This is a genomic window from Elusimicrobiota bacterium (assembly GCA_016218575.1).
In the GTDB taxonomy this organism is placed as follows: domain Bacteria; phylum Elusimicrobiota; class Elusimicrobia; order UBA1565; family UBA9628; genus JACRDN01.
Map to the genome: position 1 here is coordinate 316662 of JACRDN010000016.1, position 11216 is coordinate 327877.

Annotated in this window: 12 protein-coding genes and 1 rRNA gene; 8 read left to right on the forward strand and 5 right to left on the reverse strand. The window is 59.7% G+C overall.

What is annotated here, in order from left to right; genetic code table 11:
• From atpG to HY921_06500, 4 genes are all read left to right on the forward strand, one after another.
• Positions 1-873 (forward strand): ATP synthase F1 subunit gamma, encoded by an 873-nt coding sequence (gene atpG, locus HY921_06485; GenBank protein MBI5630514.1) that lies wholly within the window; start codon positions 1-3, stop codon positions 871-873.
• A gap of 62 nt (positions 874-935) precedes the next feature.
• A complete protein-coding gene (locus HY921_06490; GenBank protein MBI5630515.1) occupies positions 936-1304 on the forward strand; it encodes a PilZ domain-containing protein in 369 nt (122 codons plus the stop codon).
• Positions 1305-1367: 63 nt separating this feature from the next.
• On the forward strand, positions 1368-2777 hold the full coding sequence (gene atpD / locus HY921_06495; protein ID MBI5630516.1) for a F0F1 ATP synthase subunit beta: 1410 nt from the start codon (positions 1368-1370) through the stop codon (positions 2775-2777).
• A 1-nt stretch (position 2778) separates the two neighbouring features.
• Positions 2779-3201, forward strand: coding sequence for a F0F1 ATP synthase subunit epsilon (locus HY921_06500; GenBank protein ID MBI5630517.1), 423 nt, complete (start codon positions 2779-2781; stop codon positions 3199-3201).
• A gap of 25 nt (positions 3202-3226) precedes the next feature.
• Here HY921_06500 and HY921_06505 read toward each other — a convergent pair whose 3' ends face one another.
• The 5 genes from HY921_06505 to HY921_06525 form a co-directional block, all read right to left on the reverse strand.
• Entirely contained in the window at positions 3227-4378 is a 1152-nt protein-coding gene (locus HY921_06505) for a hypothetical protein (GenBank protein ID MBI5630518.1), read from the reverse strand.
• Positions 4379-4484: 106 nt separating this feature from the next.
• Entirely contained in the window at positions 4485-4775 is a 291-nt protein-coding gene (locus HY921_06510) for a hypothetical protein (GenBank protein MBI5630519.1), read from the reverse strand.
• A 13-nt stretch (positions 4776-4788) separates the two neighbouring features.
• On the reverse strand, positions 4789-5148 hold the full coding sequence (locus tag HY921_06515; GenBank protein ID MBI5630520.1) for a hypothetical protein: 360 nt from the start codon (positions 5146-5148) through the stop codon (positions 4789-4791).
• Complete coding sequence (locus HY921_06520) at positions 5141-6178, reverse strand: hypothetical protein (protein MBI5630521.1); 1038 nt, start codon at positions 6176-6178, stop codon at positions 5141-5143. Before HY921_06520 ends, HY921_06515 begins: the two co-directional genes overlap by 8 nt.
• A 325-nt stretch (positions 6179-6503) precedes the next feature.
• Positions 6504-7100: a hypothetical protein gene (locus tag HY921_06525; protein MBI5630522.1), complete on the reverse strand. Its 597-nt coding sequence runs from the start codon at positions 7098-7100 to the stop codon at positions 6504-6506.
• Positions 7101-7254: 154 nt separating this feature from the next.
• Between HY921_06525 and HY921_06530 the strand changes: the two genes are divergently transcribed.
• The 4 genes from HY921_06530 to HY921_06545 form a co-directional block, all read left to right on the forward strand.
• On the forward strand, positions 7255-9141 hold the full coding sequence (locus HY921_06530; GenBank protein ID MBI5630523.1) for a hypothetical protein: 1887 nt from the start codon (positions 7255-7257) through the stop codon (positions 9139-9141).
• Positions 9142-9208: 67 nt separating this feature from the next.
• Entirely contained in the window at positions 9209-9577 is a 369-nt protein-coding gene (locus HY921_06535; protein MBI5630524.1) for a sulfurtransferase, read from the forward strand.
• The gene (locus HY921_06540; protein MBI5630525.1) at positions 9574-10128 is read left to right on the forward strand and encodes a hypothetical protein; all 555 of its coding nucleotides are present in this window, start codon (positions 9574-9576) and stop codon (positions 10126-10128) included. Before HY921_06535 ends, HY921_06540 begins: the two co-directional genes overlap by 4 nt.
• 353 nt (positions 10129-10481) lie before the next feature.
• Positions 10482-11216 (forward strand): 16S ribosomal RNA (locus HY921_06545); the annotation flags it as partial.

Sequence of the window (11216 nt, forward strand, 5' to 3'; positions counted from 1 at the left end):
ATGGCTTCCCTCAGAGAGATACGCCGCAAGATCAAGGCCGTGGGCGCTCAGCAGAGGATTTTTAAGGCCATGAAAATGATCGCGGCCGCGCGCATGCGCCGATCGCAGGCCCAGATTCTTTCGGCTCGTCCGTTCGCGACCAGAATGGAGAACCTGGTCCAAGAGCTCGCCGCGGGGCCCGCGGCGGATAGGCATCCCTTCTTTCAGCCGAGGATGCAGGGGCCGGAGGTCCTTATCCTGGTCACGGCCGATAAGGGGCTGTGCGGCGCCTTCAACGCCGGCCTCGCGCGCGCGGCCGTGGAATGGCTCAAGGCCCGCTCCGGACGCAAGTCCTACCTGGCCTTGGTCGGCCGCAAGGGCCGGGATTTCGCCCATCGCCTGCGGGGCTTTGACTGCGAGATATTGAGCGAGACCGTCGGCATATTCCCCAAGGTTAATTTTTCCCATGCCGAACTGTTGGGCAAGGCAGTGATCGACGCATACAACGACAAGAAGCTCATGCGCGTGACCTCCATTTACAACGAGTTCAAGTCCGTGGCCGTCCAGCGCCTGGTGAGCGCCCAGCTTCTGCCCATCGCGGCGCCGCCGGCTGCCGAGGAGGGCGGGGCCTTGGCCGATTATGGCTTCGAACCCGGCCGCGAGGAGCTTCTCGAGGCTCTTCTTCCCCGCTACCTGAAAGCCCAGCTTTTCCGGATACTGCTCGAGTCGCAGGCCGCGGAGCTCGCGGCGCGCATGAACGCTATGGACGCGGCCTCTAAGAATGCCAAGGAGCTGCGCGAGGATTTGAATTTAAGAATGAACCGCCAGAGACAGGCCATCATCACCAAGGAAATCGCCGAGTTGGTGGGTGGGGCCGAGGCTTTGGCCTCATAGAGATATCCCCGCGGCGCCGCGGGGATTTTCAGGGGTTTAGGGTCCGTGTAATAGGAGATAACATGGCATTAATAGGCGAATTGTTGAACGAGAAGCGCCGGCATCCCCGGTTCCCGGTGGGGATCGCCCTGGACGTGCATTCCCATGGCCAGCCAGTGAACAAGCATCGCGGGACCATCGCGGACCTTTCGATCAGCGGCATGTCCTTCGAGACGGATGCCGTGCTCGAGCAGGGCATGAGCCTCTACCTCAAGCTCGCCAAGCTCGACCAGCCCCTGGAGATCCGGGGCGAAATCCGCCACATGAAGGGATCATCCGGCCAGGGCCTGCACCGCTACGGCGTGCATTTCCACAAGATCGGCTACATGGACCGCCAGGGTCTGCGGCCAGACCGTTTTATCACGGCCAAGTTCCGAAAAGGAAAATTATAGAGGAGGCCCCCGCAGCGTTGCGGGGGTTTTCGGGGGTTTCGGATTCGTATATAGGAGAGACAGATGAACATCGGTAAAATCGTGCAGGTGATCGGTCCGGTCCTGGACGTGGAGTTTCCCCCTGGCAAGCTTCCTGCCATCTACAACGCCTTGAAGGTGAAGGTTCCCGGAGCGGTCCTGGTTTCCGAGGTCGCCTCGCACCTCGGCGACAATATGGTGCGGGCCATCGCGATGGCCGCGACGGACGGCCTAACCCGGGGCATGACGGTCGAGGATTCTGGAGCCCCGATCACCGTTCCCGTGGGCAAGCCCTGCCTGGGAAGGCTCGTGGACGTCTTGGGCCAGCCCAAGGATTATAGGGGAGACATCGTCGCCGCCGAGCACCTGCCTATACACCGGGATCCCCCCGCCATGGTGGACCAGGAGACCACTCCTCAGATTTTCGAGACCGGCATTAAGGTCGTGGATCTCCTCGAACCCTACATGAAGGGAGGCAAGGTCGGTCTCTTCGGGGGTGCCGGCGTGGGCAAGACCGTCATCATCATGGAACTCATCAACAACGTGGCCAAGGAGCATGGCGGCGTTTCCGTGTTCGGCGGCGTGGGCGAGAGAAGCCGCGAGGGCAACGACCTCTGGCGCGAGATGCAGGAGGCCAAGCTCTCCGACGGCTCTCCAGTGCTTTCCAAGACCGTCCTCGTCTACGGGCAGATGAACGAGCCTCCCGGCGCCCGCGCCCGCGTGGGTCTCACCGCGCTCACCCAGGCCGAGTATTTCCGCGACAAGGAAGGCCAGGACGTGCTTCTCTTCGTGGACAACGTTTTCCGCTACGTTCTCGCCAACGCCGAGGTCTCGGCCCTTCTTGGGCGCATGCCCTCTGCCGTGGGCTACCAGCCCACCCTCACCACCGAGGTCGGGGCTCTCCAGGAGCGCATCACCTCCACAAAAAAGGGTTCGATCACCTCAATCCAGGCCGTCTACGTGCCCGCCGACGACCTGACCGACCCCGGGGTAGCCACCACCTTCACGCACTTGGACGCCACGACCGTTCTCTCGCGACAGATCGCGGAGCTCGGCATCTATCCGGCGGTGGACCCCTTGGAGTCCACCTCGCGCATACTCGACCCCAAGATCGTGGGTTCGGAGCACTACCAGGTCGCGCGCTCGGTGCAGAAAATCCTCCAGCGCTACCGCGACCTTCAGGACATCATCGCCATCCTCGGGATTGACGAGCTCTCCGACGAGGATAAGATCATGGTGGCCCGCGCCCGCAAGATACAGAAATTCCTGTCCCAGCCCTTCTTCGTGGCCCAGCAGTTCACGGGCATGGAGGGCAAATATGTGAAGCTCAAGGACACCATCCGCGGTTTCAAGGAGCTGGTCGAGGGCAAATACGACGCGCTCCCGGAGCAGGCCTTCTACATGGTGGGCGGCATCGACGAAGCCGTCGCCAAGGCGGAGTCTCTGAAGCAATAACATGGCCAAGACCATCGCCTTAGAGCTGGTCACCCCGGAGAAGGTCGCCCTCCAGGCCGAGGTGGACTTCGTGGTTCTTCCTGCCATGGAGGGGGAAATGGGGGTTCTCCCCGACCATGCCCCTTTCCTAGTTCAATTAAAGGAAGGCGAGGTGCGGGTGACTCGAGGCGGAGAGGCCGCCCATTACGCGGTGTCCGGAGGGTTCGCCGAGATCAAGGACAACAAGGTCTCGCTTTTCGCCGAGACCGCCGAGATGGCCGAGGCCATAGACGCGGAGCGGGCCCGCCAGGCTTTGGAAAAGGCCAAGGCGGAGAAAGTCCGCAAGGACCTCGATCCCCTCACCTTGGCCGCGGCCGAGGCCGCCATCCGCCGCGCCCAGATCCGCCTCATGGTCTCGGAGCGCCGCAAGCCCCGCCCGAAGTAAGCCGCGGCCAGCGCCTGCGGTGGAATTAATCCTTAACGACGCGGAGCGTTTTTTCGTGAAGCTTTCCGGAATCGAGAGGGTCCTCGAGGGTTATCTCCAGTCGCAGCGTCCTGGTTCGCCCCATCTTGGGAGCTTTTTCCGTGAGTTCCACTACGTAGGCTACCTGGCCCGAGGAGGGCTCCCCCTCGGCCGCGAGGACCTTCAAGCTGAAATAGGGGAAGCTCAAAAGGACCTCTCCGCCATGCCCGGTCGCGTGCTCAAATAACGCCCTTCCCCGCTCGTCCTGAAGAGCCTCGAAAAGAGGCCAGCGCAGCTCCGGCGCGATGGCCCCGAGGTCCACGCCGCGCGAAAGCCACTGCAAAAGGCCCCGGCGGCGTCCTGTCGTGCGGCCAAGGCCCTCGAGGAAAGATTGAGCCTCTGCGAGAGCATCGTTCCGTGGCTCATGAGCAGCGTTTCTGGCAGTCAAGGAGATAATTTTGGCGAGTTCCAGAGCCGCCTTGGGCGTCACGGGGCCTAGCGCGGTGGGAGAGCCGATATCGGCGGCCCCGGCAAAGAAATAGTCGTACTCCACGCCGCCAAATCCCAAAGCGATATCAATAGCCAATTCTCCCGAGTCTTTGGAGAGAATGATGATCTTTATTCCACCGCGCCTGCGCTCGGCCTTTTGGACCGTTAAATGACCCGTTTTAAACCACGGCGGGATGATCGAGGCGTTGGGGGATTTAGGCGCCCCGACGTAGATAATATCGGGCCTTTCCTCCTTGGAATTGGCGTCGAAGAGGGTTTTTAAGGTTTTATGGGCTCCGTTGATGTCCCCGGCGACAAGGGAGGCTTCTAGGGTCCTGGCGGTGTCAATCGGCAGGGGGGTGAGGCTGGAATTCTGCAGCTCTCTCAACGGCACGAGAGCCGCGGCGGCCGCCGGTTGGGCTTCCGGGAACAGCACCACGTTCGAGCCGTGTCGAATGCCGAGGAGGGGGCCAAGGGTGCGCATCTCTCTGGTGATCTTGGCGGCGTGACGCCACCCACTCAGCCTGCTTGGGGCAGGCACGGCCAGGTGTTCTGAAAGCGGAATCATGTCTTCCGCGGTGTTAATTCTCACGACCTTCCCCTGCGATCCAAAACCTGCCTGGGCGGAATGGAGGAAAACAGAGGCGCACAAAGCGAGTGTATGTATCATGAAGAGATGATAACACGGGACAAAACGGAAATATTGGGACGAAAGGCCTAATGATGGCTGGTCTTAAGACCTATGCGGCGCGCCTCGACTTGGCTTGCGGCCGTTGTCATCTCCGGTCGCGAACGACGATTTGGACTGAACGGTCCTGAAGCGAATTTTCGAGCTTTTCCAAGACGGCATCGGCCTCCATGGCCATTTCTTCCAGGGATGGGCCGTAGAAAGTCAGGGCATCCAGGGCTTCTACCGCTTTCTTGACCTTGGCGATTCTGTTTTTCAGGCGTTTCGGATCGCTTCCAGGATCGTTGTCCCGCCGGATGGAGCGCTTGAGAACCCTTTCGGCCATTTTCCTCGCGTCGGGTCCCGCGAAAACGCGGGCCGCATCTAGAAGCGAGGCCATTCGCCCAAGCTCGTCATCCGACAATTTGACTCTCGCGGCGTCGCGTTCGGGGGGGATGGCAATTCCCTAAAGTAGGAGCGTTGATCATGGCCGTGCGCATCCATTGCGCGGCTTCATCGTCCAACCTGTCCAATTGGCGGTACAGCGGATCAAAAACGGCGGGGCCCATGAATTCTTGAAAGTAGAGTTTCCCCCAATAATCCTGGGTATCCGGGGGCAGCATTTGGCCTGCCTGCGCGGTGCCCTGCCACGTGGCGATATTGACAAGGGCCGGAGCCCATCTGGCTCGGCTGTCGGCGATGGAATGCCGCGCGGCCAAGGATTGGCCCGGCATCAGCAGGAGCGCCAGAGCGAAGAAAGGGAACTTATTCATGGGGCTCAAATTCGACATTTCTCAAGAATAGCTCGGCGGCCAAATAGCCCGCGTACAGGTCTTCGTTGGGCCAGCGCGTGACGCGGTCTTTGGAATTGGCGCGGAAAAGGTAGACGCGCTCTTTCTTCCTCTGAAGATTGAGAGACAGCACGCGCAATTCTCCTTGCTTGAGTGACTCAAGGCAAACCGCGTAAAAGATGTGTCCAACCCGGTAGGTAAGCCAAAGGGAGTCGGGATTCCTGGCGGCCCTAAGCAGGCGCGTCGAATGCTTCATCGCGCCGGGCGCCCAGTAGGTCTCGTCGGCAAGTTCAAAGGCTCGAGCATCCAGCTCACGAGAATTGAGCACGCGGGCTTGCAAAGATTGGACTTCGGGGTCGGACGGCTCTTCTTGCGCGAGGCGGGCCAGCTCCCGCCAATGCTTGATCGGGTTAAGGCGGGCCAGGTACTCCCGCAAAAGGCGTCGGTGCTCGTAGTTGAAATCGCGGCGGATTTGGCGGATGGCGCCGGCGTTGGCGCCTTTTTCATGGATTTGATCGAGAAGAAGGGCCACGGTTTCAATTCCCAGCATACTTGACCCCGAGTTGAGGTCAAGCCACCCGATGCGATGATAAGCCTCCTGGAGGGGGTCGTCGAAGGGCTTCAGGGGTATGGCGGCCAAATCGGGCATGGGCAACGGTGGTTTTGTCTCGCCTTGAGCCGCGGCCTCAAGATCGGCGGGGATGGGGTCGCCTAAAATCTTGAGCAGTTCTATCCGCCCCCGGGCGAATCTCACGGGGTCGTGCTTTGCCTGCGCGGAGAACCAATCGTCTAGGGCCTTGTGACGCGGGCGGTCCTCTTCCTGAGTGATGGTGTTGTACTCAAGCGCTGACCGCGATTCGCGGTGTTTGTTCTCAGAATATACGCTCAAGGTATGGGGTTGTTGCGGCAAGAACCCATTCGCGGCAATCCTCTTATCCCAAAGGACCTTGACGATCCCAGAGGGGCCGCGTATGAACACAGCGGGGCCGTCATGGTGGAGGCGGTTCTGCACGTCAAGCGTGGAGTCATACCATAGAACAGCTTCATATCGGGCATCCGGCGCTTGCTGTGCGCTTTGAAGGAGAGGTCCGAGGCGTTCTTGAAACCGGCCCAGTTGAGCCAGAAGAGAAAGCGCTCTTTTGCGCATATGTTGGTTTAGGAAACTAGAAATAGTTTGGTCGTAGCTCGCGGTTCCGCCCGGGAATGGCTCAGGCACGGGAGTCCTGATGAACTCTCGATTGGCGCGCGAAATTCGCGGATCAAGGCGCGGCCCGGGCAGGGGGCCGGCGGCTGCGCGCGAGGGGAAGGCGAAGGCTAGCGTGCAAATTGCGAGAAAGCTAATTGAGCGCACAATCCAGGGAAGCGTAGCGATGAAATTGCGCTTGCCGGACGCGCGCGAATTCCTCATCTTTCTTCGACGTACCGCGCGGGACGGATGGGACATTGTAGGCGTCCCCCCTTCCGGAGGGCTTGTGGATCCAAAGGAAGGACTCTTTCGCGGCGTTCTTGATCTCGGCTCCGAAAGTCAGGCCCAGCTCGTCTAGATAAACATGGGCCTCGTCCTTCGACTCTTGAAGGCGGGCGTTCTCGTGCCAGGCGGATCTGGGCCGCGGCATGTCCAAGCCCGAAAAATCCGTGATTTTCTCTTCCACGCGGGCCTGATGCACGCGGACCTCGATCCCGTTGTTCTTCTCTACGACGTACTTCGACCAATCGAAATAGATGTCCAGCTCCACCTTGTAGCTCGTCTGCCTCGGCTGATATTTGAAGCCGCGGCGGGGACTCCTCATGGGGTCGTATCTGTAGATGTCTCCCTTACAGATGATCGCCGGGGCGGACTCCTCCACCGCTTTTGAGGAGACCGAGGGAATTTGAGCGGCCGCGGGCGCTGCGAAGGTCGCGGCGAGTAAAAGTCCAAGGCGTGTCTTGTTCATGCCCCCAATGTACAAATTAGACTCGGGGCCGCCGTGGGACTTCGGGGAATAATAAGGAAAGACTTTGGGCCTAATCGCCCATGGGCCTAAAAGCCTGTTTTTTTAGCCCTAAAGACCTACAGCCGCTCAAGCGATCCTTTCATATCATGCTTTCATGAAAATGAAAATTATTTCCGTTCTGGCATTTTTTTGCGGCGCTTCCGGGGCTTTCGCCGCGAGTCCTCGAATTTCTCCCCAGGTCCAGGCGGCTCCTGCTCCGGTCGCTCACGGCGCGGAGGCCGTACGTTTGATTCGCAGCCGCGGGGTCGGGAAGATCTCTCCCGCGCGCCAGGGCCTGAGGAACGCTCAATCCTTTACGGCGGCACAGGCGTTCGACGGCCAAGGACCTCAAGCGGCCCGGGCCGCGGCGGTTGAGCTGCCGGTGGAGCCGCAGTCCTCGGCCTTGCCATGGACTAGGGGGCAAATCTTAGGCTTCGTGGGCGAGCACGGCAGCGCCTTGCGTAGGGTCAAGGGCGTGAGCAAGCTTTACGTCAGCCGGAGCGTCCCGGGGCAAAGCCTGTCCGCCTTGGTCATCGTAGGCGAGCCGAGGCGGTCCCTCGCGGCTCTCGAGAAAAGAGTTCGATCCCAGGTGCCCGAGATTTCCGAGTTGACCGGCATGATGGGGGCGCCTAATCAGGTCGTGTTCCGTCATCCCGGACCGAAGTTCTCGGCTTTCGTGCCCATGAGCGTGAAGGAACAGGTTAAGAATAAGCGAACCGTATCGTATGTGGTCGAGGGTCGCTTCGGCTTCTCAAGCCGGGCCCGCCTGCGCTTGGACTTGAACCCCAGAAGCCCCAACCACGGACGGCTCATGATCAGCTTCGCTTCTTGGAGAGAAGATTCTCCCTACTCCCAGGAGAGGCTGGCCAGCGCTGGGGAGCTGAAGCGCTTGGCCTCGGCCTTGGGCCAATTCGCTGAGGCGCATCCTGCGCATCCGGACGAGAACACCTATAAAATCATACAGCAGCACCTCTCTAACGACGCGCTGGTCGAGCGCCTCGAGGGCTTCGCTCGGGAGAACGCGCAGGCCATGCAAATCGTGGTCGGGGTCAAGGGGGTTTCCGTGATTCCCGAATTGGGAAGTTATTACGGCTCTTCTCGGCTTCTGGTCTTGTTGGACAAAAGTGCCGTGCCGGCGGTTTCCATCCAAGCTTTGAGGAAGAGTTTCCCCGGGCTTAACAAATTCCCCGTTGCTTATGAGATCGCCTCCGAGGGGGTTCGTGAGGAAACATCGGCCGATAAGGTGGAAGCCTTCCTGGCCGACAACGGCGACACGATACGCGCCGTTCCGGGAGTCGTGGAGGCGACGGCGCGAGGAGGTGCCGTGGTCGTGCACTTAGCCGTTTATGAGGCTCCGGAAAACGTCATGGCGGCCTTGAACCAAGCGCTTCCCGGGCTCTTCGACTTTAAAGTTATATTCAGGGTTGCCTTTCCGTTGATCGCGGGCTCGCGTCCGACTCCCGTGGATGAAGCGTTGCTCGATCCTGCGCCGATCGCAGAGTTGGGCAAAGAGAATCCCCTGCGCATCCGGGTCGAACAAGTTGATTCTCGTTGGCAGGACGACAACATCATGAACGGTTCGGTCGGAGCGCTGTCCGGCCGATTGTTGAATCCTCAGGCGGCCTATTTGTCTATCCGCGCCACCGTCCGGAAGATGCTCGGGGACGAATACGAGGGGCGCAGCGGCATACCCTTGGCCAACAACGTCGCGACTAGAAAGATTTCTTCCATTGAGGAAGGAGTCGCCGAGGCCGCGTTGAATCTCGCCAAGGGATTCTCCTACTCGACCGAGTACGCCTCCGGCCGGGCCAACCTGGTCCGGAGGGTCGAGAGGCTCGTGGCGCATCTGGAAAATCTCGATAACGTCGTCGCGGTCTCGGCCTACACGGCCACGGTCATGGACGGCATGGGCGAGGAGGCTCTTGACGTCGGCCTGATCCTCTTCCTAAATAGGGAGACCGGAGAGTATGTCGCTATTTACGCGCGGGAAGGAAATGGCTAGCACCCGGAGGGTGCAGCACTGAATGGCATAAGGAACGGTGTGGCCATTCATGTGCTAGAATCCAGATGTGGAGCACGCCCAGGGTTTTTTAAAGCTGGTCAACGAGGCCAAGAGCCGGATACACGAAACGAGCATCGGAGAGGTTAGGGCGAGGCTCGCCCGTGGCGAGAAATTCTTGCTGATTGACGTGCGCGAGGACCGGGAATGGGAGAAGGGCCATATTCTCGGGGCCGTTCACATGGGACGCGGGGTCCTCGAGCGCGACATTGAAGGTGCGATTCCGGACAAGAACGCCGAGATCGTGCTCTACTGCGGCGGGGGATTCCGCTCCGCGCTCTCGGCCGACAACCTGCAGAAAATGGGGTACAAGAACGTCGTCTCCATGGACGGAGGGTTTCGAGGCTGGGTCGAGGCCAAGGGGGCCGTCGAGAGGTGATCCGCCGCGGTGCCGCGATGGCGGCGGCGTTCGTCCTTTGCGCCGCGCTCTGCGCCGATCTGCGCGCGCAAATTCAGTGGCTCAAAGTCTACTCCCTGTCGCCCTACGCTGAATTTTGGAATTTGACGGCGGAGGTGGCGAGCCTTGAGGATGGCCTGCCCGCGCTCCTGAAGATTTTCTCCGACGCGGGCGGCTCGCTCACCCAACCCCTCGGGAACTTTCCGTCGAGTCCCAGCGACGGCGTCCAGCAGTTGAGCTTCAGAATGACGGCGAAATCCGCCTCCAAGGCTCTCCAGAAACTAAAGAAGGTCGCTTCCTATCCCCCGCCCTCAAGACAGCCCAATCCGGAGCTCGCGCCGCTGTCCGAGGTGAAGGAGAAGATACGCAGGCTCTCGGCCGAGAAGAAGGCGTTCGAGAGGGAAGCGGCGGAGATGCCCGCGAGCTCCGCTCTCGCTGATGAGCTCTTGTCCCATCTCATGACCGTGGAGGCAGTGCGCGAGAAGGCTCAGGACCAGATACTTGTCAACGTCACGCTGCGGGAGACGCGCTGATGGAATTTTTTTTGCGTGATTTCTCGACGAGAAAAATTATTTTAAAAAATAGCTTGACAACAATTGGTGCGTTTGATATTATCCCTATGTCAGGCGGTTAAGACAGCTTGACGGCAAAGTAAGTTTGCCCCCCTTGCTTCTTGAGAAGCAGGCAAGAAGCGAAGGGACAAATTTTTGCTCTTTGAAAATAGAATGGCAAGCGAATGGGCGCTCTGTTCCCCTGCCCGGGGAAGAGGGCGCTAAGGTAAGAAGTCGGTGTGAGTAAAAAAAGAGCTTATTGTCGATTCTCGCATTTTAGGAGCGAACGGGATAATCCGATTCCTTAGATCGGAGAAACCGTCCAACACTATAAATGGAGAGTTTGATCCTGGCTCAGAATTAACGCTGGCAGAGTGCATAACACATGCAAGTCGAGCGGGACTATTTGAGATTACATCAAGGGTGGTCTAGCGGCAGACGAGTGAGTAACACGTAAGCAACCTGCCCCTGAATGGCGAACAACCAGCCGAAAGGTTGGCTAATACGCCGTATAATCTCCCGAGGGCATCTTCGGGGGATGAGAGGCCCGCAAGGGTCGTTCAGGGAGGGGCTTGCGGCCCATCAGCTAGTTGGTAGGGTAACGGCCTACCAAGGCAATGACGGGTACCCGGCCTGAAAGGGCGGACGGGCACGATGGCACTGAGACACGGGCCATACTCCTACGGGAGGCAGCAGTGGGGAATTTTGGACAATGGGGGAAACCCTGATCCAGCAACTCTGCGTGAGGGACGAAGTCTTTCGGGATGTAAACCTCTTTTGTTGGGGACGAATGCCCGCAAGGGTTTGACGGTACCCGACGAATAAGCCACGGCTAACTATGTGCCAGCAGCCGCGGTAAGACATAGGTGGCGAGCGTTATTCGGAATCACTAGGCGTAAAGCGAGTGTAGGCGGGTGCTTAAGTCCGTTGTGAAATCTCCCGGCTCAACTGGGAGGGGTCAACGGATACTGGGCGCCTAGAGTGAGGTAGGGGGCACTGGAATTCCCGGTGTAGCGGTGAAATGCGTAGATATCGGGAGGAACACCTATGGCGAAAGCAGGTGCCTGGGC

Excerpts from the sequence above, each read along its gene's own strand:
- atpG (MBI5630514.1), top strand. The coding sequence starts at position 1 with ATGGCTTCCCTCAGAGAGATACGCCGCAAGATCAAGGCCGTGGGCGCT.
- HY921_06490 (MBI5630515.1), top strand. The coding sequence starts at position 936 with ATGGCATTAATAGGCGAATTGTTGAACGAGAAGCGCCGGCATCCCCGG.
- atpD (MBI5630516.1), top strand. The coding sequence starts at position 1,368 with ATGAACATCGGTAAAATCGTGCAGGTGATCGGTCCGGTCCTGGACGTG.
- HY921_06500 (MBI5630517.1), top strand. The coding sequence starts at position 2,779 with ATGGCCAAGACCATCGCCTTAGAGCTGGTCACCCCGGAGAAGGTCGCC.
- HY921_06505 (MBI5630518.1), bottom strand. The coding sequence starts at position 4,378 with ATGATACATACACTCGCTTTGTGCGCCTCTGTTTTCCTCCATTCCGCC.
- HY921_06510 (MBI5630519.1), bottom strand. The coding sequence starts at position 4,775 with ATGGCCTCGCTTCTAGATGCGGCCCGCGTTTTCGCGGGACCCGACGCG.
- HY921_06515 (MBI5630520.1), bottom strand. The coding sequence starts at position 5,148 with ATGAATAAGTTCCCTTTCTTCGCTCTGGCGCTCCTGCTGATGCCGGGC.
- HY921_06525 (MBI5630522.1), bottom strand. The coding sequence starts at position 7,100 with ATGAACAAGACACGCCTTGGACTTTTACTCGCCGCGACCTTCGCAGCG.
- HY921_06530 (MBI5630523.1), top strand. The coding sequence starts at position 7,255 with ATGAAAATGAAAATTATTTCCGTTCTGGCATTTTTTTGCGGCGCTTCC.